Origin of the sequence: Curtobacterium sp. NPDC089991 (genome assembly GCF_044748425.1) — a bacterium.
Classification (GTDB): domain Bacteria; phylum Actinomycetota; class Actinomycetes; order Actinomycetales; family Microbacteriaceae; genus Curtobacterium.
Genome location: NZ_JBIVGB010000001.1, coordinates 995845 through 1022003 on the forward strand (window position 1 = coordinate 995845; position 26159 = coordinate 1022003).

Annotated in this window: 20 protein-coding genes and 1 other RNA gene; 6 read left to right on the forward strand and 15 right to left on the reverse strand. The window is 70.7% G+C overall.

What is annotated here, in order from left to right:
• Positions 1 to 33: 33 nt before the first annotated feature.
• A complete protein-coding gene (locus tag ACIPV1_RS04700; protein ID WP_402725830.1) occupies positions 34 to 1431 on the forward strand; it encodes an O-acetylhomoserine aminocarboxypropyltransferase/cysteine synthase family protein in 1398 nt (465 codons plus the stop codon).
• A 3-nt stretch (positions 1432 to 1434) separates the two neighbouring features.
• Complete coding sequence (locus tag ACIPV1_RS04705; RefSeq protein ID WP_402725831.1) at positions 1435 to 2742, forward strand: LLM class flavin-dependent oxidoreductase; 1308 nt, start codon at positions 1435 to 1437, stop codon at positions 2740 to 2742.
• 36 nt (positions 2743 to 2778) lie between these two features.
• On the opposite strand, the gene ACIPV1_RS04710 is transcribed toward ACIPV1_RS04705, so the two are convergent.
• The 8 genes from ACIPV1_RS04710 to ACIPV1_RS04745 all read right to left on the reverse strand — a co-directional run bounded on the left by ACIPV1_RS04710 (position 2779) and on the right by ACIPV1_RS04745 (position 10669).
• Positions 2779 to 4446 carry an APC family permease gene (locus tag ACIPV1_RS04710; protein ID WP_402725832.1) on the reverse strand — a complete coding sequence of 556 codons (1668 nt, stop codon included), beginning with the start codon at positions 4444 to 4446 and terminating at the stop codon, positions 2779 to 2781.
• A gap of 129 nt (positions 4447 to 4575) precedes the next feature.
• Entirely contained in the window at positions 4576 to 5385 is an 810-nt protein-coding gene (locus ACIPV1_RS04715; protein WP_402725833.1) for a hypothetical protein, read from the reverse strand.
• 160 nt (positions 5386 to 5545) lie between these two features.
• Positions 5546 to 5922, reverse strand: a transfer-messenger RNA (tmRNA) gene (gene ssrA, locus ACIPV1_RS04720).
• A 101-nt stretch (positions 5923 to 6023) separates the two neighbouring features.
• Positions 6024 to 6500: an SsrA-binding protein SmpB gene (gene smpB, locus ACIPV1_RS04725; RefSeq protein ID WP_402725834.1), complete on the reverse strand. Its 477-nt coding sequence runs from the start codon at positions 6498 to 6500 to the stop codon at positions 6024 to 6026.
• A gap of 89 nt (positions 6501 to 6589) precedes the next feature.
• On the reverse strand, positions 6590 to 7504 hold the full coding sequence (ftsX, locus tag ACIPV1_RS04730; RefSeq protein ID WP_111086440.1) for a permease-like cell division protein FtsX: 915 nt from the start codon (positions 7502 to 7504) through the stop codon (positions 6590 to 6592).
• Complete coding sequence (gene ftsE, locus ACIPV1_RS04735; protein ID WP_111086441.1) at positions 7501 to 8256, reverse strand: cell division ATP-binding protein FtsE; 756 nt, start codon at positions 8254 to 8256, stop codon at positions 7501 to 7503. The genes ftsX and ftsE overlap by 4 nt, the downstream gene beginning before the upstream one ends.
• A 61-nt stretch (positions 8257 to 8317) precedes the next feature.
• Positions 8318 to 9427 carry a peptide chain release factor 2 gene (gene prfB / locus ACIPV1_RS04740; RefSeq protein WP_132100217.1) on the reverse strand — a complete coding sequence of 370 codons (1110 nt, stop codon included), beginning with the start codon at positions 9425 to 9427 and terminating at the stop codon, positions 8318 to 8320.
• A 60-nt stretch (positions 9428 to 9487) separates the two neighbouring features.
• Positions 9488 to 10669 (reverse strand): cysteine desulfurase family protein, encoded by a 1182-nt coding sequence (locus tag ACIPV1_RS04745; RefSeq protein ID WP_402725835.1) that lies wholly within the window; start codon positions 10667 to 10669, stop codon positions 9488 to 9490.
• Between the two features lie 59 nt (positions 10670 to 10728).
• On the opposite strand from ACIPV1_RS04745, the gene ACIPV1_RS04750 reads away from it, so the two are divergent.
• The 3 genes from ACIPV1_RS04750 (at position 10729) to glgB (ending at position 17516) form a co-directional block, all read left to right on the forward strand.
• Entirely contained in the window at positions 10729 to 12792 is a 2064-nt protein-coding gene (locus ACIPV1_RS04750) for a glycogen debranching protein (RefSeq protein ID WP_402725836.1), read from the forward strand.
• A 171-nt stretch (positions 12793 to 12963) separates the two neighbouring features.
• On the forward strand, positions 12964 to 14964 hold the full coding sequence (locus tag ACIPV1_RS04755) for a maltotransferase domain-containing protein (RefSeq protein ID WP_402725837.1): 2001 nt from the start codon (positions 12964 to 12966) through the stop codon (positions 14962 to 14964).
• Entirely contained in the window at positions 14961 to 17516 is a 2556-nt protein-coding gene (gene glgB, locus ACIPV1_RS04760) for a 1,4-alpha-glucan branching protein GlgB (protein WP_402725838.1), read from the forward strand. The genes ACIPV1_RS04755 and glgB overlap by 4 nt, the downstream gene beginning before the upstream one ends.
• A gap of 89 nt (positions 17517 to 17605) precedes the next feature.
• On the opposite strand, the gene ACIPV1_RS04765 is transcribed toward glgB, so the two are convergent.
• Together ACIPV1_RS04765 and ACIPV1_RS04770 are read right to left on the reverse strand one after the other, a co-directional pair.
• Complete coding sequence (locus ACIPV1_RS04765) at positions 17606 to 18613, reverse strand: tetratricopeptide repeat protein (RefSeq protein WP_402725839.1); 1008 nt, start codon at positions 18611 to 18613, stop codon at positions 17606 to 17608.
• The gene (locus tag ACIPV1_RS04770; protein WP_402725840.1) at positions 18610 to 20352 is read right to left on the reverse strand and encodes a hypothetical protein; all 1743 of its coding nucleotides are present in this window, start codon (positions 20350 to 20352) and stop codon (positions 18610 to 18612) included. The genes ACIPV1_RS04765 and ACIPV1_RS04770 overlap by 4 nt, the downstream gene beginning before the upstream one ends.
• A gap of 184 nt (positions 20353 to 20536) precedes the next feature.
• Between ACIPV1_RS04770 and ACIPV1_RS04775 the strand changes: the two genes are divergently transcribed.
• Positions 20537 to 22375: a hypothetical protein gene (locus ACIPV1_RS04775; protein ID WP_402725841.1), complete on the forward strand. Its 1839-nt coding sequence runs from the start codon at positions 20537 to 20539 to the stop codon at positions 22373 to 22375.
• A gap of 91 nt (positions 22376 to 22466) precedes the next feature.
• Here the strand turns inward: ACIPV1_RS04775 and ACIPV1_RS04780 are convergent, their stop codons facing one another.
• From ACIPV1_RS04780 to ACIPV1_RS04800, 5 genes are all read right to left on the reverse strand, one after another.
• Positions 22467 to 23213 (reverse strand): alpha/beta hydrolase, encoded by a 747-nt coding sequence (locus tag ACIPV1_RS04780; protein WP_402725842.1) that lies wholly within the window; start codon positions 23211 to 23213, stop codon positions 22467 to 22469.
• Entirely contained in the window at positions 23210 to 23512 is a 303-nt protein-coding gene (locus ACIPV1_RS04785) for a hypothetical protein (RefSeq protein ID WP_402725843.1), read from the reverse strand. Before ACIPV1_RS04785 ends, ACIPV1_RS04780 begins: the two co-directional genes overlap by 4 nt.
• Positions 23513 to 23524: 12 nt before the next feature.
• Complete coding sequence (locus ACIPV1_RS04790) at positions 23525 to 24502, reverse strand: transglycosylase SLT domain-containing protein (RefSeq protein ID WP_402725844.1); 978 nt, start codon at positions 24500 to 24502, stop codon at positions 23525 to 23527.
• Between the two features lie 60 nt (positions 24503 to 24562).
• Complete coding sequence (locus ACIPV1_RS04795) at positions 24563 to 25111, reverse strand: DivIVA domain-containing protein (protein ID WP_402725845.1); 549 nt, start codon at positions 25109 to 25111, stop codon at positions 24563 to 24565.
• Positions 25112 to 25201: 90 nt separating this feature from the next.
• On the reverse strand, positions 25202 to 26146 hold the full coding sequence (locus tag ACIPV1_RS04800) for a phosphatidate cytidylyltransferase (protein WP_402725846.1): 945 nt from the start codon (positions 26144 to 26146) through the stop codon (positions 25202 to 25204).
• Positions 26147 to 26159 lie beyond the last annotated feature (13 nt).

Sequence of the window (26159 nt, forward strand, 5' to 3'; positions counted from 1 at the left end):
AGGCTACCGCCAGACGACTCCCGGAGGTGTCCCATGGCGAACGACGATCACGGTTTCTCGACCGAACAGGTGCACGGCGGCTTCGTGCCCGACGCAGGGCACGGCGCACGGATCCCGGCCATCCACATGTCCTCCGGCTTCCTCTTCGACGACTTCGACCAGGCGCGCGACCGCTTCGCCGGCACCGAGGACGGCTACACTTACACCCGCCTCGGCAACCCGACGAACGCCGACGTCGAGCGCCGCGTCGCCCTGCTCGAGCGGGGCGTCGAGGCGATCCTCGTCGGCAGCGGCCAGGCGGCGGCCACCATCGCGTTCCTCGGGCTCCTGCAGGCGGGCGACCACGTCGTCGCCGCCCGCAGCATCTACGAGGGCACCAAGGGGCTGCTCGTGCAGAACCTCGGTCGCCTCGGCATCGAGGTCGACTTCGTCGCCGACCAGCGCGACCTCGACGAGTGGGCACGGCTCGTCCGCCCGAACACGAAGGCGTTCTTCGCCGAGACGATCCCGAACCCGAAGAACGACGTCCTCGACATCACCGGCGTCGCCGACACCGCGCACCGTGCCGGGGTCCCCCTGATCGTGGACAACACCCTGGCGACGCCGTACCTGGTCCGGCCGGTCGAGCACGGCGCCGACATCGTCATCCACTCGGCATCGAAGTTCCTGTCCGGCCACGGCGCGGGCCTCGGCGGCGTGGTCGTCGACGGCGGCACGTTCGACTGGTCCGCCTCCCCCGAGCGCTGGCAGCACCTCACCAGCCCGGAGCGGTCGCTCGGCGGCGACAGCTACATCGAGCGCTACGGCAACCGGGCGTTCGTCGTCTTCGCGCGTGACGTCGTCGCCTCGCGCATCGGCCCGACCCCGTCGCCGTTCAACGCGTTCCTGATCCGCCAGGGCATCGAGACGCTGAGCCTGCGCGTGGAACGCCACAGCGCGAACGCGCTGGCGGTGGCGCAGTGGTTGGAAGCACAGCCGGAGGTGACGAGCGTCGACCACGCGGGTCTGGCCTCCAGTCCGTTCCACGACCTCGCCCAGCGCTACCTGCCGCGCGGAGCCGGCTCCGTCTTCGCGTTCACGCTGGCGGGCGGCGAAGCCGCCGCGCACACCTTCATCGACAGCGTCCAGCTGTTCAGCCGGATGACCCACCTGGGCGACGTCCGCTCGCTGATCCTGCACCCCGCGACGACGACGCACGCCGGCAAGACCGCCGCTGAACGCGCCGACCAGGGAATCGACGACGGCCTGATCCGACTGTCGGTCGGCATCGAGGAGGTCGCGGACCTGCTCCGCGACCTGGGACGCGGGTTCGCCGCGTTGCGTTCCGCAGACGGCAGTGCTGACCGGGAGGCCCGTGGCCCGTCCGACGCGGAGCGTGCGTCCCTGGAACACTCGGTCCCGGGCACGCACGTGATCTCGGAGGAGCTCTAGACGATGGCACGACCGCAACACTTCGGGTACTTCTTCTCACGCGGGTTCGGCCCGCAGGCGTGGGGGCGCTCGGACTGGGACTGGGGCCACGACTGGACCAAGCCCGACCTGTACCAGCAGTCCGTCCGCACGCTCGAACAGGCCGGCATGGACCTGGTGATCGCGGAGGACGCCATCTCGCTCGGCAACCCGTCGACGCTCGACCTGCGCATCCGCCAGGCCTACGGCGGCCCGAAGCACGACCCCCTGCTGCTCGCGCCGTACCTGTTCGCGGCGACCTCGCACATCGGCATCGCGCCGACCGTCAACGCCGGGTTCACGCCGCCGTACCTGGCTGCACGACAGTTCGCCACACTGGCACACCTGTCCTCCGAGCGGCTCGGCATCAACGTCGTGACCGACGTCGGCAGTGCCCGGCACGCCGGTCTGCCGCCGCTGCCGCACGACCAGGCGTACGACCGGGCCGAGGAGTGGATCACGCTGCTCCGCCGACTCTGGGGGTCGTGGGGGTCGTCCGGGTACGTCGGGGACCCCTCCGACTGGAGTTTCGCTGACGGGGAAGCGCTCGATGCCTTCCACCACGAGGGCGCGTACTTCACCGCCGACGGCCCGCTCAACGCGCTGCCGCTCGACTCGGACCCGGTGGTCGTCTCCCCCGGTGGCTCCGGTCGGGGCCTCGCGTTCGCCGGCACCCACTCGGACGTGCAACTCGCGCTCGCGCCGCTGTCGGCGGCGGCTGTGCGGGACTACCGCGCTCGGGTGGTCTCCGCGGCCGCCGTCGCCGGGCGTTCCGCGGACTCCCTGCGGATCCTGTTCGTCCTGAAGCCCGAGATCGTGTCGTCCCCCGAGGAAGCCGACCGGATCGTGTCCGCTTCGAGGCACCCGTCCGACGACGACCTGCGGACCGCGGCGATCGCGTGGTCGAGCGACTCCGAGACGGACCTGCTCGCGCTCGACCTCGACGCGCCCGTGCCGGACGGGACCTTCGGCGACCACGTCTCCGCCGGCACGATCCGCGGGCTGCTCGGCGACACCCCGGACGCCCCGCTGCGCTCGCTGCTGGAACGCAAGGCCCGCAAGGGGCGGGTGTCCTCACGCGAGGGCTTCGTCGGGACCGCCGATGAGTTCGCGGACTTCATCGAGGAGCTCGGGTCGGACGCGGACAACGACGGCATCATCTTCTCGGGCGACCTGCACCCGGCGCAGATCCACCGGATGTTCGGCGACCTGGTGCCGGTGCTCCGGCGCCGTGGGCTCCTGCGGCGGGAGTACGGCGCCGGGGGCATCCGGGCGAACCTGTTCGACTTCTAGTGGTGGACCGGCTCGACCAATGGTGGACCGGCTCGACTAGTGGTGGACCGGCTCGACCACGCCTGATTCCTCGACGTCACGGACGTCGTCGGCCGTGCGGAGGATCTCCGCACGGTCCGAGGCGGAGTTGATCGCCCAGTAGTAGATCACCAGCGAGAACAGCGCGACGACGACGATGTCGATCCACAGCGGGAACACCGGGTGCGTCAGCGGACCGAAGTCGCTGAGGAACACGATGAGCCCCATGCCGATCAGGTACGGCAGCAGCCACTGCGCCGCCTTCCAGTCCCAGCGCGGCCGGACGCTCGAGGCACCGCGGAACACGTTGTTCAGGATGATCACCACGGCACCGATGAGGATCGCGACGCCGAGCTTCCAGTCGGTGTCCCACCCGGTCCACAGGATGATGAGGTTCGCGACGATGAACGCGATCGGTGACAGCACCGCTGCGGCGGGCATCCGGTAGGGGCGCTCGATCTCCGGGATCCGCTTCCGGAACGCACCGAGCGCCAACGGGGCACCGGCGTACATCAGGACCGACGCGCTCGTGATGAGGCTCACCAGCCCCTGCCACGAGGGGAACGGTGCGAAGCACGCGCAACCGACGACGAACGCCGCGACGAGCCCGACCCACGGCACGCCCTGCTTCGTCGTCCACTCGAACGCCTTCGGGAAGTACCCGTTGCGACTGAGTCCGTAGGAGATGCGGCTCGTCGCCGTCACGTAGATCAGCCCGGTCCCCGCGGGCGAGATGATCGCGTCGATGAAGATGACCACCGCCAGCCACGTGATGCCCGCGGCCATCGCGATGTCGGCGAACGGCCCCGTGTACTTCGTGAAGTCGGCGGTGGCCCAGGACCCCTGGATCGCATCCGACCGGAGCACCCCGAGGAACACGACCTGCAGCAGCAGGTAGATCACCAGCCCGATGAGCACCGAGCCGATGACGGCGCGCGGGATGTCCCGCCGCGGGTTCTTCGCTTCACCCGCGAGCTGGTCGGCCTGCTCGAAGCCCAGGAAGGCGAAGATGATGCCGGAGGTGGACACCGCCGCCAGGACCCCCTTGGCACCCTCGGGCATGAAGCCGTCAGCCGCCGTGAAGTTCGAGCCGTGGAACCCGCTGAACGCCAGCACGATGATGACCAGCAGCGGGATGGCGACCTTCCACCACGTCGCCGCCGAGTTCGTGTTCGCGAGGATCCGGACGCTGAGCAGGTTGATCACGGTGACCACCGCCATGAGGACGACGGCGACCGCGATGCCCGCGCCGGTGAGCAGCTGCTGCGTCTCCCCGTCCACCGGCGTCGTGTGCAGCCACGGGTGCGCGAACTGCCAGTGCTGCGCGTACTTGATCATCGCCTCGACCTCGATCGGGGCGACGGTCACGGACTGCAACCAGGAGAACCAGCCGAACGACGCGCCGGCGATGCCACCGAACGCGATGTGCGGGAACCGTGCCGTCCCGCCCGCGATCGGGAACATGCCGCCGAGTTCGGCGTGTACGAGGGCGAGGACGAGGATCGCCACACCACCGATGAGCCACGAGATGATCGCGGCCGGGCCTGCGGTCTTCAGGGCCTCCTGCGACCCGAAGAGCCAACCGGAGCCGATGATCGACCCCGTCGAGGCCCAGATGAGCCCGATGAAGCCCACGTTCCGCTTGAGGCCGGAGTCCGGCAACGCCGGCGTCGTCGTTGTAGCCACTGCTGCTCCCGTCGAGTGAGCGGGCCCCACGAACGGGGGTCGCGCTCATCGACTCTGGCACCGGGACAGCGGCTTGGCCGGATTCTTTAACATGCCGGAAACAATTGTGCTGTATAAGCGCTCAGGCTGCTACTTCTTGGACTTCTTCTTCTTGCCGTCGTCCTTCTTGTCCGACTTCTTCTTGTCGGACTTCTTCTTGCCGTCGTCCTTCTTGTCCGACTTCTTCTTGTCGGACTTCTTCTTGCCGTCGTCCTGCTTCTTGGACGGCTTCTTGTCCGACTTCTTCGGCTTCGCTTCCCCCGAAGGCAACGGCAGGACCGGTGCCTGCTCCGGCGACTCGACCCCGTCGATCGGCTCGACGACCACGGCGGAACCCGTGTCCAGCGCGACGTCGACCGCGTGTTCCTCGAGCACGGGCGCGAGCGCGTCCGTCACCCGCTCCACGGTGAGCACCGCGTCGTCCTCGGCGAGCCGCAACAGCGCCTGCGCGGTCCGCACCCGGGTCGTGGTCTTGCGTGCCAGGACGTCGGCGCGCGCACCCTCGAGGAACGTGCGGAGCGTGCGCTCGACGACCGACCGTCCGCGCGGTGCAGCGCGGTCCAGGCGGTCCAGCTCACCGGCGACCCCGGCCACGTCATCGGCGACGTGCTCGTGCCGCACCGACTCGATCAGCGCCGCGATCGCTGCTGCACCCCGTTCGACAGCAGCCGAACGCTGGTCGAGCACGACGAGCATCTCGACGACCGAACCGTAGGTGACGGTCTCGAGGCGGACGGGCTCGGCACCCCGGCCGCGGACGACCAGGCGGGCGTCGGGCGTGGGCAGCCAGGCAGCGAGGGCGGCAACCGTGGCGACGGACCCCACGATCCGCTCGTAGTCGGCGAGCACCACTCGCTCCTGCTCGCGCAGACGGACTCGGATCGCGATCTCCTGCACCACGTGGGGGCCTTCCGTTCGGGGTCGGCGCGGGCGTTTCCCTGCGCCTCCTCCGGAGCGTAGTCCCCTGACGTGGCGAGACAGCGAACGCCCCGGCATCGTCCAGGGACGGTGACGGGGCGTTCGGGCAACACGTGGTGACAGCGGCTCGACGACCGGCGAATGGTGGAGATGGGGGGAATCGAACCCCCGTCCATCGCTGCAATTCGACGTCTTCTACGGGCGTATCCGGATAGTTCGTTCTGCTCGGCCCCGTCCTTTGCTACCGGCTTCTAGGACGACGGGCCCAGTCTCAGTGCAAGTCCCGCACGGCCCTGAGGCGCAACCGTGCAGCAAGTCCTCTGGATGACGCCGGGATCAGGTTAGGGGACGGTCACCTGGCCGACGGACTTCATGTGCTGGGCTGCTTACGCAGCGAGAGCGAAGTCAGTGCGCTTGGAATTGGCACTTGTTGTTTTCCACGGATCGTTCACGAGATAACCGTGGGTCCTCGGCCCGCTTCCCGTCGGCACACAGGCAATGTCGAAACCGATCATCCCCATGCGGGCCGGACGTGCGAGCCACTGTCACGCTGTTGAGTTGTGTTGCCACTGCTCCGATCGGAGCAGTCCCTCAGTCTAGCTGACCGAGGTGCGAGGCCGCTACTCGCCGACGCGGTTCTTCGTGCGCATGGCCCGCTCGGCCTCACGCTTGTCGGTCTTCTCCCGCATGGCCTGACGCTTGTCGAACTCGCGCTTGCCCTTGGCGACCGCGATCTCGATCTTGGCCCGACCGTCGTGGAAGTAGATCTGCAGCGGCACGAGGGTGTAGCCGCCCTGGGCCGTCTTGTGCGAGATCTTCACGATCTGCTGCTTGTGGAGGAGCAGCTTGCGCTTGCGCCGAGGTGCGTGGTTGTTCCAGGTGCCCTCGGTGTACTCGGGGATGTGCACGGCATCGATCCAGGCTTCGCCCCGGTCGATGTAGGCGTACCCGTCGACCAACGAGGCGCGTCCCATGCGCAGGGACTTCACCTCGGTGCCGGACAGGACCATGCCAGCCTCGTACGTGTCCTCGATGAGGTAGTCGTGTCGGGCACGACGGTTCGTCGCGACGACCTTCTCACCGCGTTCCTTCGCCATGACGACTCCTCTCGTACCGGGCACTGCGCTGCGCAGCCCTACAGACTACCCAACAGCAGGCGCCGCACGCACCTTCCCGGCGCGGCGGATCAGACCTTGAGGTAGCGGCGGATGGCGATCGACGCCGACACCGCGGCGAGCAACACCCCGATGACGATCACCGACGGCACCACGATGGCCGCGTCACCCATGCCGATGAAGGCTGTGCCGGTGAAGCGCTCGGCCAGGAAGTTCCGGACGAAGAACCACACCACCGCGGTGATGGCGCCACCCGCCAGGACGGCTCCGATGGCGGCGGCGATCACCCCCTCGAGCACGAACGGCGTCTGGATGAACCGGTTCGACGCACCGACCAGCCGCATGATGCCGAGCTCTCGCCTGCGGCTGAAGGCGGACAACCGGATCGTGGTCGCGATGAGGAGCACGGCGGCGACGAGCATGAGCGCCGCGATGCCGATCGCCGTGTACGACGACGCGTTGAGCAGGTTGAAGATCGGTTGCAGGTAGCCGCGTTGGTCGACGACGCTCTGCACGCCGGCGACCTTCGACAGGCTCTCGACGAGGACGTCGGCCTGCGACGGGTTCTTCAGGTTCACCCAGAAGGTCTCGTTGAGGTACTCGGGCTTGACGAACTCGGTCGCCGCGGAGTCCTTGAACTGCTCCTTGAAGCGGGTGAACGCCTGGTCCTGGTCCTCGTAGTACGTCTTCTCGATGTACGGCTTGAGCGTGGACGACTCGAGCTGGGCCTGGACCTGCTTCCGCTGGTCCTCGGTGGCCTTGGCACCCGTGCAGTTGCCGGTGGTGTCGGTGTCGGTGCACAGGTAGACGGCGACCTGCGCCCGGTCGTACCAGTACCCCTTCATCTGGTTGATCTGCATCTGGAGCAGGATCGCGGTCCCGACGAAGGTGAGCGAGATGAAGGTCACGAGGACGACGGAGACGACCATCGACGCGTTGCGCCGCAGGCCCGAGCCGACCTCGGACATGACGAGCCCGAGCCTCATCGGATGAGCCCCGGGATGGTCTGGATGCCGGTCGTGTTCGACACGGTGCCGCGCTGGATCGGGACCGCCTGGGTCTGGTAGCCGCCGGACTGCTCGTCCCGGAGGACCGTGCCGTTCGACAGCTCGATGACCCGACGCTGCATCTGGTTCACGATGCTGGCGTCGTGGGTCGCCATGAGCACGGTGGTGCCTCCCTGGTTGATGCGTTCGAGGAGCGCCATGATGCCGGCGGACGTGGTGGGGTCCAGGTTGCCGGTGGGCTCGTCGGCCAGCAGGATCGCCGGCTTGTTGACGACGGCGCGGGCGATCGCCACGCGCTGCTGCTCACCACCGGAGAGCTCGTGCGGCATGCGGGTCGCCTTGCCCGCGAGTCCGACGAGCTTCAGCACGTCGGTGACGGCCTCGCTGATGAAGCCCTTGCTCTTGCCGATCACCTGCAGCGAGAACGCGACGTTGTCGAAGACGTTCTTGTTGGGCAGGAGTCGGAAGTCCTGGAACACGACGCCGAGGTTGCGCCGGAAGTACGGGACCTTCCGCGACGCCAGGGACCCGAGGCGCTGCCCGAGCACGTGGATCTGGCCGCGGGAGGGCTTCTCCTCCTTGAGCACGAGGCGCAGGAAGCTGGACTTGCCGGAACCCGAGGCGCCCACGAGGAACACGAACTCGCCCTTGAGGATCTCGAGGGTGAGGTTGTCGAGCGCCGGACTCGGGTTGCCCGAGTAGACCTTGGTGACCTGGTCGAATTTGATCATGACCGGATCAGGGTAGGTCGCCCCGCTTGGAAAGCAAGCGAGGCGCGCGGCTCACGAACCCCTACGCGTCGACGGATTGCTTGCGCCAGCGGATGCCGGCGTTGATGAAGCCGTCCAGGTCGCCGTCGAACACGGCTGAGGGGTTGTTCACCTCGTGCTCGCTCCGCAGGTCCTTGACCATCTGGTACGGCGCCAGCACGTAGGACCGGATCTGGTCGCCCCAGCTCGCCGTGATGTTGCCGGCGAGCTCCTTCTTCTTCGCGTTCTCCTCTTCCTTCTTCAGGAGGAGCAGGCGCGACTGCAGCACGCGCATGGCGGCCGCACGGTTCTGGATCTGCGACTTCTCGTTCTGCATGGAGACGACGGTGCCGGTCGGGATGTGCGTCAGGCGCACCGCGGAGTCGGTCGTGTTGACGGACTGCCCGCCGGGGCCCGACGAACGGAAGACGTCGACGCGGATGTCGTTCTCGGGGATGTCGATGACCATCGTCTCCGGCATGAGCGGGATGACCTCGACCGCGGCGAACGAGGTCTGCCGCTTGCCCGCTGCGCCGAACGGCGACATGCGGACGAGTCGGTGGGTGCCGGCCTCGATCGACAGGGTGCCGAAGGCGTGGGGGGCGTCGACCTCGAACGTGGCGGACTTGATGCCCGCTTCTTCGGCGTAGGACGTCTCCATCACGGTGGTCTTGAAGCCGTGCTGTTCGGCGTACCGCAGGTACATGCGCATGAGCATCTCGGCGAAGTCCGCGGCGTCGACGCCGCCGGCCCCGGCGCGGATGGTGATCACGGCGGGGCGGTCGTCGTACTCGCCGTCGAGGAGCGTCTGCACCTCGAGGTCGCCCATGGTCTTCTGGACCGCCTTGAGCTCGGCGACGGCTTCGTCGGCCGAGTCCTGGTCGTCGCCTTCGTTCGCCATCTCGACCAGCACCTCGAGGTCGTCGATGCGTCGCTCGGTGTCGGTGATCTTCTTGAGCTCCGACTGCCGGTGCGAGAGCGCGCTCGTCACCTGCTGCGCGTGCTCGACGTCGTCCCAGAGGTCCTGGGCACCCGCCTGCTCGCTGAGGTCGGCGATCTCACGCTGCAGGCGGTCGACGTCGACCACCGAGCGGATGTTGCCGAAGGTCTCTCGGAGGGCGGAGAGCTGCTCGGTGAAGTCCAGTTCGACCATGGTCACCGATCCTACCGGCGCGGCAGGCCGGTCGGCGTCGCACCCCCGCCGGAGGGCGCGCTACCGCCCCAGCAGCGGCTCCCGCGACGCCATGCCCGCAGCGCCGGCCCGCGCGACCGCGTCCGGCAGCGCCGCCAGGAAGGCGTCGACGTCCGCATCGGTCGAGGTGTGTCCGAGCGTGATCCGGAGCGCGCCGCGGGCGTCCTGCTCCGACAGCCCCATCGCGAGCAGCACGTGCGACGCCTCGGGCACGCCGGCCTGGCATGCAGACCCGGTCGAGACGGCGACCCCGGCGGCGTCGAGCAGGAACAGGAGCGAATCGCCCTCGCAGCCCGGGAACGTGAAGTGCGCGTTGCCGGGCAGCCGGTCGACGGGGTCCCCCATCAGCACGGCGGACGGCACGGCCGCGCGGACACCGGCGACGAGCCGGTCGCGCAGGGCGACGAGCGACGGGTGCGGCATCGGTTCGGCGGCGACCATCGTGGCCGCGACGCCGAACGAGGCCGCAGCGGGGGCGTCCTGGGTGCCGCTCCGCACCTGGCGCTGCTGCCCGCCGCCGTGGATGAGGGGCTCGACGGTGGCCTTCCGCCCGAGCACCAGCGCACCGATGCCGACCGGTCCGCCGACCTTGTGCGCGGAGACGCTCAGGGCGTCGAGGCCGGACGCGGCGAACGACACCGGCACCTGGCCGTAGGCGGCGACGGCGTCGCTGTGCACGGGCACGCCGGCGGCGTGCGCGAGCTCCACGATCCGTGCCACGGGCTGGATGGTGCCCACCTCGTTGTTCGCCCACAGGAACGTGACCAGGGCGACGTCGTCGGCGGAGGCGAGCCGTGCCTCCAGTCCGACGAGGTCGACGCGGCCCTGCGCGTCCAACGGGACCACGTCGACGACGGCGCCCTCGTGCGTCTCCAGCCAGGTCAGGGTGTCGACGGTGGCGTGGTGCTCGCCCCCCGGCACGACGATGCGGGGGCGGGCACGGTCGCGCTGACGTGCCCAGAACAGGCCCTTCACGGCGAGGTTGATGCTCTCCGTGCCGCCGGAGGTGAAGACGACCTCGACGGTGTCGGCGTCGAGCGACCGGGCGACGGCGGCGCGGCCGTCCTCGAGCAGCATCTTGGCGTGCTGCCCGGCGCTGTGGATCGACGACGGGTTGCCGACGGTGCCGAGCGCATCGGTGAACGCGGCGAGCGCCTCCGGCAGGATCGGCGTCGTCGCGGCGTGGTCGAGGTAGACCGGCATCTGCACCCCCTGGAACGAGCGGTGTCCAGGATACGCGCCGGTCCTCGTACCCTTGTCGGGTGCACGAGACAGCGATCGACCACACCCCGGGGTTCGACCTCGGGGCCGACGTCCCGCGGTTCTCCCTGCGGTCCGCCACCGCCACGGCCGTCGTCGTGGTCGTCGAGCGAGCGGACGGGCAGCCGGTCCGGTACCCGCTCGAGCGGCTGCCGGCGACCGACCTGTGGACGGCCGAGACCCCCGGCGCCGCCCCGGGTGACCGGTACCACCTGCTCGTCGACGGGCCCGTCGGACCGCGGAACGAGTTCGAGCCGACACGGCCCCTGCTCGACCCGTACGCCCGCGGCATCGCCCCGACCGGACTCGGCACGCCCCGCTGGACGAGCGTCGTCGTGGACGACGCCTTCGACTGGGGCGGCGTCGTCAAGCCCACGGTCCCGCTCGACCGCGCCGTGGTCTACGAGGCGAACGTCCGCACCCTGACCGCCGCGAACCCGCACCTGCCGGAGCACCTGCGCGGCACGTACGCCGGGGTGGCGCACGAGAGCACCATCGCGCACCTGCACCGGATCGGTGTCACGACGCTCGAGCTCCTGCCGGTGCACGCGTTCGACACCGAGAACTGGTTGCGGGACGCCGGCCGCGAGAACGCCTGGGGCTACAACACCCTCGGGTTCTTCGCGCCGCACGCCGCGCACGCCTCGGCTCCCGCACGGGCCGAGGGCGCGTCCGCGGTGCTGCGCGAGTTCAAGGGCATGGTCCGGCTGCTGCACGAAGCGGGCATCCAGGTGGTGCTCGACGTCGTCTACAACCACACGGCGGAAGAGGGCATCGGCGGGCCCACCACCAGCCTGCGCGGCATCGACGGTGCGGAGCGGTACCGGTGGACCCAGGCCGCGCCGCCGTTCCGGGACACCTACTACGACACCACCGGCTGCGGGAACACCCTGGACACCTCGGTGGAGTCCACGGCGGACCTGATCGTCGACAGCCTGGTGTACTGGGCGCGCGAGGTGCAGGTCGACGGCTTCCGCTTCGACCTGATGGCCGCGCTCGCCCGCGACGCCGACCACGTCTTCGACCCGTCGCACCCGCTGCTCGAGCGGATCCGGAACCACCCCGACCTGCAGGACACCCTGGTCATCGCCGAACCGTGGGACGTCGGACCCGACGGTTGGAAGACCGGCTCGTTCGGGGCGGCCGGCGACCGCACCAGTGAGTGGAACGACGGCTTCCGCAACACGGTCCGCCAGTTCTGGCTGACGGACATCGCCGAGGAACGCCGCAACGGCATGCCCCGCACCGGCATCGGCGCCCTCGCCGGCGCCCTGACCGGCTCGCGCCACGTCTTCGGCGTCGACCGCGGTCCGCTCGCGAGCGTCAACTTCGTCACCGCTCACGACGGCTTCACGCTGCTCGACCTGGTGTCGTACGACGGCAAGCACAACGAGGCGAACGGCGAGGAGAACCGCGACGGTTCGAACGACAACCGCTCGTTCAACCACGGTATCGAGGGCGACACCGCCGACCGCGGCGTCCGGGCAGCGCGCGGCCGCTCGATGCGGAACCTCGCGGCGACGCTGCTGCTCTCCGCCGGGGTGCCGATGCTCACCGCGGGTGACGAGCGGAGCCGCACGCAGCACGGCAACAACAACGCGTACGTCGTGTCCGACGACCTCACCCCGGTGGACTGGTCCGACGACGAGGACGCCGAGTCGATGACCGAGGCCGTCGCCGCGCTCGCCCGGTTCCGGCAGGCGCACCCTGCACTCCGGCCGACGCGCTTCGGCGTCGAGGGGCAGGAGACCCCGGGTGCCTCGCGGATGTCCTGGTACGGGCCGGACGGGCACCCGATGACCATCGAGGGCTGGGACCAGCCGGTGCACCGCGTCCTGCAGTACTTCGCCGAGTCGACGCCCGAGCACGAGCCGTACGACCGCGTGCTGGTCGTGGTGCACGGCAGCGGGCGCACTCGTGACCTGACGCTGCCGGTGCGCGAGGACGTGCTCGGCTACCGCCTCGCGTGGTCGAGCGAGAAGCACCGTGACCACGAGCGGCTCCGCCCCGCCGGTCAGGTGTTCACCGCCTACGGCCCCGGCATCCACCTGTTCGAGCCGGCGTAGCGCGCGATCCGGCCCGCGCCCGGCACGTGACCGGCGGGCGGACGGGAGGCCCGTGGCGGCCCCGCCACGGGCCTCCCGTCCGGTTCCTCCACAGGCCCACGGCGCGCCCGACCGTCCACAGCGGGCGGATTCCGGGGAACGCGGAGGCGCTCGCCGGGTAGCGTCGGCTCCGTGGCCACCGCAGACCGACCCCGCCGACCGAAGATCGGGCGCATCCCGATCACCGAACTCGCCCCGAGGACGCCGAACGGGTTCCCCGGCAAGGCGTTCGACGGCGAGGTGATCACGTTCGGTGCGACCGTCTTCCGAGAAGGACACGGCATCATCGGCGCCGACCTCGTCCTCGAACGCCCGGACGGGGGCACCAGGACCGTCCCCCTGGCCCTCGGCGCGCCCGGGACCGACCGGTACGAGGCGACCGTCCAGGTCGACCACGTCGGCGTCTGGACCTGGCACGTCGAGTCCTACTCCGACGACTGGGCCACGTGGCTGCACGCTGCACGGCTGAAGATCGCGGCCGGGGTGGACACCGAGGCGACGCTCCTCGACGGCGCCCTGCTGCTCGACCGGCTCGCCGACGAGACCGACTCCCCCGCCGCCACCCGTGCGGCAGCGAAGGTGCGCGACACCGACCTCGACCCGGCCGAGCGCCTGGCCGCCGTCGACGACCCGCGCATCGTGGCCGAGGTCGAGGAAGCCCCGCTCACCTCGCTCCGGACGCACTCCCCGACGCAGCTGCTCGACGTCGAACGCACCCGTGCCGGCGTCGGTGCCTGGTACGAGTTCTTCCCCCGCAGCGAAGGCGCGAAGAAGAACCCGGACGGCTCGTGGAAGAGCGGCGACTTCCGGACTTCGGCTCGCCGTCTGCCCGCCGTCGCCCGGATGGGCTTCGACGTCGTCTACCTGCCGCCGATCCACCCGGTCGGCACGACCGCGCGCAAGGGCCCGAACAACACGCTCACCCCGGGGCCGCACGACCCCGGCAGCCCGTGGGCGATCGGCTCCCCCGAGGGCGGGCACGACGCGATCCACCCCGACCTCGGGTCGGAAGACGACTTCCGCGACTTCGTCGAGACCGCCAAGAACACCGGCATGGAAGTGGCGCTCGACTTCGCGCTGCAGTGCTCCCCCGACCACCCCTGGGTCACCGAGCACCCGAACTGGTTCACGCAGCGCGCCGACGGCTCGATCGCCACGGCCGAGAACCCGCCGAAGCGCTACCAGGACATCTACCCGATCCAGTTCGACTCCGACCCCGAGGGCCTGGTCGCCGAGGTCTTGCGCGTCCTGCGGCACTGGATCGACTTCGGCATCCGGATCTTCCGGGTCGACAACCCGCACACCAAGCCGCTCTGGTTCTGGGAGCGTGTCATCCGCGAAGTCCGCGACGAGCACCCGGACACCGTGTTCCTGGCCGAGGCGTTCACCCGGCCGGCGATGATGCGCGCACTGGCCGAGGTCGGGTTCCAGCAGTCGTACTCGTACTTCACGTGGCGGAACACGAAGGAAGAGATCGAGTCCTACTTCGAGGAGCTGTCACACGAGACGAGCGACTACCTGCGCCCGAACCTGTTCGTGAACACGCCGGACATCCTCACCGAGTACCTGCAGTTCGGCGGCCGCGCCGGCTACAAGGTGCGTGCCGCGCTCGCTGCGACGGGCGCCCCAACGTGGGGCATGTACTCCGGGTACGAGCTGTTCGAGGACGTCGCCCGACCCGGCTCGGAAGAGAACATCGACAACGAGAAGTACGAGTACAAGCCGCGTGACTTCGCCCTGGCTGAGGCCGAGGGCGCGTCGCTCGCCCCGTACGTGACGATGCTCAACCGGCTCCGTGCCGCGCACCCCGCGCTCCGCCAGCTGCGGAACCTGCACGTGCACGCCGCCGACGACCCGGCGACCGTCGTGTACTCGAAGCACCTGTCCGGCGAGTTCATCCGCTCCGGGCACGCCGACACCGTGATCGTCGTCGCGAACGTCGACCCGCACTCGGCGCGTGAGACCACCGTGCACCTGGACCTCGCTGCGCTCGGCCTGCCGGCCGACAGCCGGTTCGACGTCCGTGACGTCGTGACCGGGCAGCGCTGGGTCTGGGGCGCGTCGAACTACGTCCGCCTGGACGCCTTCCAGGAACCCGTGCACCTGCTCGTCGTGGAAGGACTGCACCGATGACGAACGACCCGACCGCACCCCAGCCGACCCCGCCGTCGCGCCGCGGCCCCGCCGTACCGCCGGTCCCGCCCCCGCCGCCGCCTGTGCCCGCGCAGACACCGTCCGACGCGAAGCCGGAGCCGCGCTACGAGCCGCGGGTCTCCGCCCCCGACGAGGACCTGCCCGGCGCTCCCGCTGCACCGCGTGAGGCGCCCGACCGCGGGGTCGCCGAGTCCGCCACCCTGGCGGGGCACCCCGCCGACGCGACGCACCCGCGGGTACCGTCCGTCGACGCCGTCGCGTCCTCGAGCACTCCGACCGGAGGCCCGTCCACCGTTGCACCGTCGACCGCCCTCCCGACGCCGCCGGCTCCCGAGCCCGCCACCGCCGACAGCACGGGCCCGCGCCCGGCTCCGGTCGAGCAGTGGCTGCGCCAACAGGTCGCCGAGGGCCGCTGGTCCCAGCCCCACGACGTCCTCGGCCCGCACGCCGTCGACGGTGGCACGAGCGTCCGCGTGGTGCGCCACCTGGCGCAGGCGGTCCGGCTCGTCCGGCTCGACGGCGACGACGTCGAGCTGACCCACGAGGGCGACGGTCTCTGGGCCGGTGCCACCGCCGAGGAGCTCGGGCGCTACCGGGTCGAGGCCGACTACGACTTCGACGAGTCATCGGAAGACGACGACGCCACCTGGACGACCGACGACGCGTACCGGTTCGCCCCGACGCTCGGCGAGCTCGACCTGCACCTGTTCGGTGAGGGCCGCGACGAGCAGCTCTGGCACCACCTCGGCGCGCACGTCCGCACGATCGACGGCGTCGACGGCGTCGCGTTCTCCGTGTGGGCACCCCGAGCGACCGCCGTGCGCGTGATCGGCGACTTCGAGGGCTGGGAAGGCCGCACCACCGCGATGCGCCGCCTGAGCGACCTCGGCGTCTGGGAGCTGTTCTGGCCCGGAGCCGTCGCCGGACAGCGGTACAAGTTCCAGATCCTCACCGACTCCGGCTGGGTCGAGCGCGCGGACCCGTTCGCCCGCGAGGCCGAGATCGCCCCGGCCACCGCCTCGGTCATCACCGAGTCGAGCTACACGTGGTCCGAGGGCGATCGTGCCTGGATGGAGCGCCGCGCCGAGACCACCACGCACGACCAGCCGATGAGCGTCTACGAGGTGCACCTCGGCTCGTGGCGCCCGGGCTTGTCGTACCGCGAGGTCGCCGATCAGCTCATCGGCCACATGGAGTACACGGGCTTCACGCACGTGGAGTTCCTGCCGCTCGCCGAGCACCCGTTCGGCGGCTCGTGGGGCTACCAGGTCACCGGGTACTACGCGCCGACCGCGCGGTACGGCTCCCCCGACGACCTGCGGTACCTGATCGACCGGCTGCACTCGGCCGGCATCGGCGTGATCATGGACTGGGTCCCCGGACACTTCCCGAAGGACGAGTGGGCACTCGGACGCTTCGACGGCCACGCGCTGTTCGAGCACCCGGACCCCCGCCGCGGCGAGCAGCTCGACTGGGGCACCTACGTGTTCGACTTCGGGCAGCCGCAGGTCCGGAACTTCCTGGTCGCCAACGCCCTGTACTGGCTCGAGGAGTTCCACATCGACGGGCTGCGCGTCGACGCCGTCGCCTCGATCCTGTACCTCGACTACTCCCGCACCGACTGGCTGCCGAACATCCACGGCGGCCGCGAGAACCTCGACGCCGTCGCGTTCCTGCAGGAGACGAACGCCACCGCCTACAAGCGCTACCCGGGCATCGTGATGATCGCCGAGGAGAGCACCTCGTGGCCCGGCGTGACCCAGCCGACCAGCGCCGGTGGTCTCGGGTTCGGCCAGAAGTGGAACATGGGCTGGATGCACGATTCACTCGAGTACGTGCAGCGCGACCCCGCGTACCGCAGCTACCACCACGACGAGATCACGTTCTCGCTCGTCTACGCCTTCAGTGAGCAGTTCACCCTGCCGATCAGCCACGACGAGGTCGTGCACGGCAAGGGTTCCCTCTACGGCAAGATGCCCGGCGACGAGTGGCAGAAGCTCGCGAACGTCCGGGCCTACCTGGCGTTCATGTGGGCGCACCCCGGCAAGCAGCTGCTCTTCATGGGGCAGGAGTTCGCCCAGCCCGCAGAGTGGTCCGAGGCGAAGGGGCTCGACTGGTGGCTCCTCGACCAGCCCGGGCACCGCGGCGTGCAGGACCTCGTCGCCGCCCTGAACCGGGTCTACAAGGACACGCCCGCGCTCTGGACGCACGACAGCACGGCCGACGGCTTCGAGTGGATCGAGGGCGGCGACGCACCCCACTCGACGCTCGGGTTCCTGCGCAAGGACGGCGACGACCGGCTGGCGGTGTTCGTGAACTTCTCGGGCGTGCCCGTGGAGCGTCGGTTCGGCCTGCCGAGCGCCGGCGAGTGGCACGAGGTGCTCAACACCGACGCCGCGGAGTACGGCGGCTCCGGTGTCGGCAACCTCGGAGTCGTCACCGCCGAGGACACCCCGTGGGCTGGCCGACCCGCGTCGGCGCACCTCGTGGTGCCGCCGCTCGGGGCCGTCTGGCTCAAGCTCGAGCGCTAGCTGTGGCCCGCGTCCTGGACGCGGCCGCAGACGGACGGGAGGCCCGGTGCCAGCTGGCACCGGGCCTCCCGTTCGTCGGTTGCGGACCGCTAGTACAGGGCGCTCGCCAGGCGACGGCGGGCCGCGACCACGCGCGGGTCGTCGGTCCCGATGAGCTCGAAGTACTCGACCAGGCGGACACGCAGCGCCTCACGGTCCTCGCCGAACACCGTCGGCACCAGGTCGAGCAGGCGCCCGAAGGCGTCCTCGACGTGGCCACCGGAGATGTCGAGATCGGCGACCGCGAGCTGCGCCTGGACGTCCTGCGGACCCGCACCGGCGGCGGCACGGATGTCGTCCGCGGTGTGGCCGTTCAACCGGTCCAGGAGCGACACCTGCGCGAGCCCCGCGACGGCCATCTGGTCGTGCGGGTCCTGCAGGATCGCGGTCTTGTACTCGGTGATCGCCGTGGCGTAGTCGCCCTGCTCGATCGCGTCGTACGCAGCCTGGTGGTGCGGCGGCAGTGCTTCCGGCTCCGGCTCACCCTGCTCGGCGGTGTCGTCCGGCGCGGCGGCACCGTCCACGGTGACGCGACCGGAGACGCCGTTCTGCTCGGCTGCCTGGAGCACCTGCTCGTAGACGTCGCGGACCTGCGCCTCGGGCAGCGCGCCGACGAAGAGCCCGAGCGGGCGTCCGCCGATCAGCGCGGCCACGGTCGGGATCGACTGCGCCTGGAACGCCTGCACGAGCTGCGGGTTCGTGTCGGCGTCCACCTTGGCGAGCAGCACGCGCCCGCCGTACTCGGCGGTCAGCTGCTCGAGGATCGGCGAGAGCTGCTTGCACGGCCCGCACCACTCGGCCCAGATGTCGACGATGACCGGCACCACGGACGACAGCTCCAGGACGTCCTGGAATGTGTCGTCGGTGACGTCGAGCACGAGCGACGGGACGGTCAGGTCACCGCCGGTCTCGGTGCCCGGCGCTGCTGCACCGGTCGGGCTTCCCGCCTGCGCCGGAGCACCGGCGGGCGGCTGGGGCGGCCGCTGTGCGCGGTCGACGAGGGACGACAGGTCCACGGCTCCGCGGAGCCCGGACGGGGTCGGGGGGATGTTGCTCATTGCACCTCACTCGCTGCGGTCAGGCCCTGCGTGAACCCGAGCAGGACCACTTTGTCATCCGAGGCGACCGGCGGCACGTAGAAGAGCAGCTGGACGCCATACGTGGCGCTGATGCCCTTCTTGCTCGTGTCGACCCCGGACAGTGCCTTGACGGCACCCTCGGTGTTGACCTCGGCGCCGGAGGCGGTCGGGGTCACCTTCTCGATCTCGTTGAGGTCGGCGGAGACGAGCGCGCCGGCGTCGTCGGTCGCGATCGCGACGGCGGAGTCCTCCGGGGCCTCGGACGAGTACTCGATCTTCGCCGTGTCCGGCAGGGACTTCGCCTTCTTGTCCTTGTACGCCTTGCCGATGGTGGTGCGGAGGCCGTCACCCTCGGTGGCGAACAGGTCGGCGTACTCGCTCTTCGAGTCCTTGGACAGGATGTCGCCGTAGGCGGTCGCGACCTGGTCCGGGGCGATCGCGAGGAGCTTCGACTGCGGAGCCAGGAGCGCCGCGCCGATCGACGTCGGCGCGAGGCTCGGGATCTTGGCGTCGGCCTCGAGCGAGACGTCGTAGGCGACCTTGTACGGGTCGCGCGCGGTGTCCTGCACGAGCGTCAGGGCCTGCGGTGCCGACTTGGCGTCGCAGTCCTCGGCGACGATCACGAAGACGGTGCGCGGCCACGTGTCGGTCTGCTGGGGCAACGCGACGCACACCTGACCGGCCGAGATCGCCGGCGGTGCCTTGGCGTCGGAGTCCTTGCCGCGGATGGAGTAGTTCGCCAGGCGCAGGTCGAGCGCGGCACCGGTGAAGCGGGTCTTCGCCAGGTCACGGTCGCGGGCGCCGTCGGACTGCTTCGCCACCGTGGCGATCCGCTCGACGACCCGGGTGATCTGCTGCTTGGTCGCCGCCGTGGGCTCGGTGGTCTCCGCTGCGCCGGTCGCGCTGGCCGTGGGGGTCGGGGTCGCGAGCGAGGGGTCCCCGCCCTGCGGCCAGTAGTCGGAGGAGCAGCCGGCCAGGGCGAGCGTGCCGACGAGCACCACGGGGACCGCGATGAACGCGCGCGATCCGCGGCGGCCCCGGGTCGGGACCTGTGCGCCGGCGGCGGCGGCGCGACGCGAGGCCCGTACGCGCGGCGGTCGGGTGCCACCGCTGCGACGACGCGGCCCACGACCGCGGCGCTGGTGCAGGAACGCCAGGATCAACAGCACGATGCCGCCGAGTGCGAAGACGCCACCGGCGACCAGCAGGGGCCCGACGGACGGCGTCGCGGTGTCCTTCGGCCAGGTGACCGAGACGTCGCTCGGCGCCGCGGCGGTGCCGTCGCTGACGATGAGGACCGAGACGTCCTGCGGCAGGCGGACCGTGAACTGCCCGGAGCCGTCGTACTCCTGGTACCAGAGGTCACTGCCCTTCGGCGACGGGACGGACGCCTCGGAGCCGGTGGTCTTGCCCACCAGCTTCGCGCTCTCGGCGTCGAACCGGAGCGTGGTGTGCTCGGCGTCACCGACCCACGCGTCGACGTCGGCCGTCTTGCCGTACGCCGCGAAGACCTTGCCGGAGCCGGACACGTTGATGCGCTGGTAGCCGGGGTTCGCGTTGAGCGTCGACCCGGGGATCACGGTGACCGGAACGGAGCTGCTGGTCGAGCTGTCCGCGACGAGCGAGGACGGCGGAGCGAACACGGTCCGCTGTCCGACCGCCAACGCGACGAGCAGCAGGCCGATGACGAAACTGACGATCGCCAGGACGAATCGCACGAACACTCTCCCTACCGCGCCGGGGTGGGGATGTCGGCGCGCGAATCAGCGACTCAGGATAGCGAGCATGGCTGAGCAGCGCATCCATCCGGGCTGTCGTCGGACTCAGACGACCCCGTCGGGCCACCACTACAATCGACCGCGGGCCGGATCGGGCCCTCCGCCGAGCACCCAGGAGCGACACGTGGCGAACGACGAGGCAGAGTTCGGGACCGAGCTGCGCGGGTACCGCCGCGACGACGTCGACCGCTCACTGAACGACCTGCGCCGTGAGCTCATCAAGTCGAACACCGACCGTGCCGACGCCGCGAAGGAGATCCGTCTCCTGCAGTCCCGCGTCTCCGAGCTCCAGGGCGAACTCGACGAGGCCGGCACCCCCACCTACAGCGGCCTGGGCACACGTCTCGAGTCGACCCTGCGCGTGGCGGAGGAGCAGTCCACCCGTCTCATCAGCCAGGCGGACATCGACGCACAGCGCCTGCGGGCGTCGAGCCGGGCCGAGGCCGACCGCACCGTGCGCGAGGCACAGGAAGAAGCCCGCGACACCCTCGAGGACGCGCGCACCCGCTCCACCAACGAACTCACCCGTGCTCGTGCCGAGGCCGCCGACACCGTCGAGCGTGCCCGTGCCGAAGCCGGCCTGCTGACCCAGGACGCCCGCAACGAGGCCGCGGCCATCCGGGGTGCCGCGGTGACCGAGGCCGCAGAGGTCCGCTCCGTCGCCATCCGTGAGACGAACGCCCTGCGCGCCCAGGTCGAGCACGAGGTCGCCGAGCTGCGCGAGATCGCCCAGCGCGAGTCGGCCGACTCCCGCACCGCCGCGGCCGACCTCGACCGCGAGACCGAGCACCGCCGCTCGGTGTTCGAGGCCGACCACGCCCGCCGGGTCGAGGACCTCGACCACGAGGAGTCCACCCGCCGTCAGGCACTCGAACGCGAGGTCGCCGAGGGGCGTGCTGCGTGGCACCGCGAGCGCGACGAGCAGCAGCAGGCGCACGCCCTGGCGATCGAGACCGGCCGCTCCGAGCTGCAGGCCGAGGTCGACCGACGTCGCGCCGAGATCGACGGCGAGTTCGCCGACCGCCGCCGGGTCGTGGACGAGGAACTCGCTGCAGCCCGTGCCGAGTGGGACCGGGAGCTCGCCTCGGCGCGCACCGCCCTGGCACAGGAGGCCGAGGCGTCGCGTGCGCAGCTGCGCGTCGACGAGGAACAGACGCGCGTCGAGAACGAGCGGCTCGTGCAGGAGACCGCCGACCGCATCGCACGCGAGCTCGAGGAGCACGACACCCGCATCGAGCGGGAGCGCGCCGAGGCCGACGCCGCCGCCGAACGCGCGGACCGCGAGCACGAGAACGCGCTCGCCGCCCGCCGCGAGCGCGAGCACGCCGAGGTCGACACCGAGATCGCCGACCGTCGCTCCGCCGAACTCGACACCCTCGAGTCCGAGCGCACCGCCCTCCGTCAGGAGATCGACACCGCCCGCGCGGACCTGGCGAAGGAACGTGACGAGGCCCGTGCCGAGGTCGCCCGCGAGCGTGACGAGGCCCGCACGACGCTCGAGTCCGAGCTCGCCTCACGCCGGGACGACGCCGAGCAGGACTACCTGCAGAAGCACCACGAGACCGTCACCGAGACGCAGAAGTACCTCGACGAGGCGAACCTGCAGCTCGCCGAGGCCACGCGCCGTGCCACCGAGGCCCGCGAGCGAGCCGAGCGGCTCCAGCAGGAAGCCGACGACCTCGAGCGCACCAGCACCGCCGACGCGCAGGAGCACGCCCGCACCATCGTCGCCGATGCCCAGGACCGCGTGCACCGGATGGTCTCCGATGCCGAGGAGCGCACGGCTGCCATCACCGCCGAGGCCGAGGACCGACTGTCGGCGATCCGCACCGAGCGCGAAGCCGTGGCGGGCTACCTGGAGAACCTGCGCGGCGTGCTCACGCACGCGACCGGCCTGCTCGGGACCGCACCCGGTACCGCGCCCGGAGCGGCCGACGACGCAGTGGACGCGACCGAACGCTGACGCGAGCCGACCGGGAGGCGCGGGTCGCGCCTCCCGGTCGGCCCACCGCACCGAGGTGGGCACGCACCGTGCGTCGGACCGGCGAGTGCCGTCAGACCGGCCAGTGCGTCGGCAGCGGCGCGCTGCCCGGCACGACGAGGTCGGCGACGGCGTCGAGGACGATCCGGACGTAGCGCTCCCCCACCCACAGGTGCTTCGCGCCCTCGATCGGGACGACCCGGACGTTCGGGGCGACGGCGAACCGGGCGATCGCTTCGTCGGGCTGCAGGAAGTCGTCGTGCTCGGGCACCAGGGCCACCACCGGGACGTCCACGGCTGCCCAGCGCGCGAGCTCGTCCTCCGTGGTGCGGTGCAGTGGCGGCGAGAGCAGGACCACGCCCGCCACGGTGCCGGCCTCGACGTGTTCCAGCGCGTGCTTGAGGATCACCTCGGTGCCGAAGGACCACCCGACCAACCACGGCGTCGGCAGGCCACGGTCGACCACCGCGGCGACGGCGGCGCGCAGGTCGAAGCCCTCGGAGACACCCTCGCCGAACACACCCTCGGACGTGCCGCGTGGTGACGTCACCGACCGGAAGTTGAAGCGCAGGACCGCGATGTCCGCCAGGGCCGGCAGACGCGCCGCGGCCTTCTTGAGCACGTGCGAGTCCATGAAGCCGTGCGCGGTCGGCAGTGGGTGCAGGGTCACGACGGTGCCCCGTGCCGAGCGCGACTCCGGTTCGGCGAGCTCCCCGACCAGGGTGAGGTGGTCGTCGGTGACGAGCTCGACGTCGGTGCGGCGAGCGGGCAGCTGCGTGGCGGAGCGGATCTCGCCGTCGGGCTCGGTGTGCTCGCTCATGCAATGCTCCAGCAGTGGTTGTGCCAGTGTCGGCGTGATGCCAGGTCGGCAGCGTCGCCGAGGACCCCGTCGGAACGCCAGACCACCACGTGTGCGGTGCCGGGCAGGACCGTACCGCCGCAGCCGGGGCAGACGTACTCCTTCTGCGCCGAGGCCGCGGAGACGGGCTGGACGAGGTACTCCCGCCCGCGGCGCACCTCGGTGCGCTTCCACGAGCTCATCATCCGATCGAGGCCGGTGTCCTCGTCAGGCTCGACGTCGCGACCACGGGGACGCCGCGGCCGGTTGCTGCGCGGCACCCCAACTGCCGATCAGTACCAGTTGTTCGCCTGGCTGTGGCCCCAGGCGCCGCAGGGCGTGCCGTAGACACCGGCGATGTAGTTGAGACCCCACGTGATCTGCGTCGCGGGGTTCGTCTGCCAGTCGGCACCGGCGGTCGCCATCTTGCTGCCCGGGAGCGCCTGCGGGATGCCGTACGCACCGCTGGGGTTGTAGGCGTTCACCCGCCAGCCGGACTCCTTGTTCCACAGCGAGACGAGGCAGTTGTACTGGTCGGTGCCCCAACCCCGGGCCGTGACGAGCTGCAGGGCGATGGCCTGTGCGCTGCCCGCGTCGGGCGTCGCGGCGACGGCGGCCAGCGTGTTCGCGGCGGAGACGGTCTCGGTCTCGGTCGCGGCGGCGTCGGTCGTCTCGTCGGTGGTGGCGTCGTCGGCTTCTTCCTCGACGACGGGCTTGACGACCTTGGGCGCCGGCACGGTCACGCCGTAGCCGTCACGGTCGGCAGCGGCGTCGCCGTAGGTGCCGTGCGCGGTGTACTGCTGCGGGGCCTGCGGCGTCTTCACGAGCACCGGGGTGTCGACCGCGGCCTGCGCGACGTCGGCCTGGAGCGGGTTGAAGAGCGACGCCCCGACGAAGAGGAAGACCCCGACGAACGAGAACGCCGGAACCGAGGAACGCTTCCGTGCGAAGGCGTTGACCGCGGCGGCTGCGCCACGGCTCGGCTGCTGCGCCGTCGCGGTGCGCTGCTTGGCGGCGCGCGTGTCCACCCGGGCCGCGGGGGCCTCGTGCGCGAACGCGGCGATGCGTTCGTCGGACACGCGGTTCGCTGCGACGGACTTCGGCGTCGCGACGGGACCGGTCTCCGGCAGGACCTGCGGGTTCGCCTGGAGCACCGAGGTGTCCGCCGTACGGGTTCGGTTCAGTGCCGCGCGGCGCTCACCCGAAGCCTGGAGGCTGAGGTGCTCGCGGGGATCGCGGTCGGAGCTGTGGTCTGCCGTGTGCCTGCCCATGAGTAGGACCAGGGTAACGGAACGATCACGGAAAGCGAAGCACCTGGGTGCAGCGCGTCGTCAGCGGACGGCGAGCATGACCTCGACGACGGCGTCGAGCAGCGCGTCCACCTGGCCCTCGCGGTAGCCGCCGTGCTTCGGGCGGAACACGATCGACCGCACCTCGGTGAGGCTCAGCGGCTTGCCCTCGCGGAAGTAGCCACCGAGGCGGGCCGCGAACGCGTCGACGTCCTTCGGGTGGTAGCCGGTGCCGAGCACGCTCACCCGGTTGAACCGCTGTCCGTCCGGGCGCTCGAGGCGGGCCACGACGTCGGAGGCCTTCGTGCGGGCCTCGGCGTACCAGGCCTTCTGTCCGGCGTCGCCGATCTCCCGCTCGCGCTCCCGGGCCGCGAAGGCGTCCTCGAGGCGCTCCAGCGCTGCGTCGACGTGCGAGGTGGAGTAGCCGCCCTTGCGCATCGAGAACGCGGTGGCGCGGATCTTCGCAGCCTCGATGCCGGGGGCGCTGTCGTCGGCGGAGTACGCACGACGGGCGTCCTCGAGGAAACGCTCGACTTCGTCGATGTCGTATCCGAGGGCGGAGCGGGCTGCGGTCGGGAAGGTGGTGGCCACGGCGTCATTCTGCCAGTCCCGACCCGTGGCACAACCTGGACGCGCTGAGGGCGGCGCTCAGGGTGGGCCGACGAGGTCGATCGAGGTCGGTCAGTGGTTGACGATCAGGTACAGCACGTAGGCGACGGCAGCCGACGGCAGGATGCTGTCGATGCGGTCGAGCAGTCCGCCGTGCCCGGGCAGGAAGGACGAGATGTCCTTGATGCCGAGGTCGCGCTTGATCATCGACTCGGTGAGGTCGCCCAGGGTCGCGGACCCGGAGATCAGCACGCCGAGCACGACGCCGGTCCACCACGGCAGGCCGAGCATGAGCCAGGCGACCAGGATGCCGACGATGATGCTCGCGGCGACCGATCCGGCGAAGCCCTCCCACGTCTTCTTCGGGCTGATCCGCGGCGCCATCGGGTGCTTGCCGAGGTTCAACCCGGTGGCGTAGGCACCGGTGTCGACAGCGACGACGACCAGGATGAAGCCGATCACCCACAGGTTGCCCTCTGACTGCGCGGAGAGCAGGACGACACAGGCGCCGAGCAGCGAGATGTACGCCTGCACGAACAGGCCGTTCGTGACGTCGCGGAACACGTCGCCGGCCGACGGCTTCTGCCGCGAGAGCGCGACCTCGATCAGACGCCAGAGGCTGATCAGGACGATGCCACCGAGCAGTGTGAAGAGTGCCGCGACCTGCCCGAGCAGGAACGCCGCCGGCACGATCGCGATCGCGACGGCGACGCTCGGGATCCGCGGGACGTCCCGGCCCGCGAAGCGCATGGCGCTCGTGAGCTCGTAGACGCCCACGCCGAGCAGGAACGCCGCCACGACCATGAACGACGGTGGCCAGATGAGGAGCGTGCCGAGCATGACGACGGCGAACGCGAGCGCGATGCCGATCGCCGCCGGCAGGTTGCGCCCGGTGCGCGCCGTCAGGGCCTCGTTGCGCGCACCGAAGTCGGCCTTGCGCTGCCGGAGCTGCGCCTCGAAGTCGGTGCGGGCCGCTCGGGCACGCGCATCGAAGTCCTGGCGGAGCCCCCTCTTCACGGGCCCGGTGTGG

Coding starts and splice junctions, on each gene's coding strand:
- prfB (WP_132100217.1), bottom strand. CDS start 9,427: ATGGTCGAACTGGACTTCACCGAGCAGCTCTCCGCCCTCCGAGAGACC.
- ftsX (WP_111086440.1), bottom strand. CDS start 7,504: ATGAGGCTCGGGCTCGTCATGTCCGAGGTCGGCTCGGGCCTGCGGCGC.
- glgB (WP_402725838.1), top strand. CDS start 14,961: ATGACGAACGACCCGACCGCACCCCAGCCGACCCCGCCGTCGCGCCGC.
- ACIPV1_RS04790 (WP_402725844.1), bottom strand. CDS start 24,502: ATGGGCAGGCACACGGCAGACCACAGCTCCGACCGCGATCCCCGCGAG.
- ACIPV1_RS04700 (WP_402725830.1), top strand. CDS start 34: ATGGCGAACGACGATCACGGTTTCTCGACCGAACAGGTGCACGGCGGC.
- ftsE (WP_111086441.1), bottom strand. CDS start 8,256: ATGATCAAATTCGACCAGGTCACCAAGGTCTACTCGGGCAACCCGAGT.
- ACIPV1_RS04765 (WP_402725839.1), bottom strand. CDS start 18,613: ATGAGCAACATCCCCCCGACCCCGTCCGGGCTCCGCGGAGCCGTGGAC.
- smpB (WP_402725834.1), bottom strand. CDS start 6,500: ATGGCGAAGGAACGCGGTGAGAAGGTCGTCGCGACGAACCGTCGTGCC.
- ACIPV1_RS04745 (WP_402725835.1), bottom strand. CDS start 10,669: ATGCCGGTCTACCTCGACCACGCCGCGACGACGCCGATCCTGCCGGAG.
- ACIPV1_RS04780 (WP_402725842.1), bottom strand. CDS start 23,213: ATGAGCGAGCACACCGAGCCCGACGGCGAGATCCGCTCCGCCACGCAG.
- ACIPV1_RS04705 (WP_402725831.1), top strand. CDS start 1,435: ATGGCACGACCGCAACACTTCGGGTACTTCTTCTCACGCGGGTTCGGC.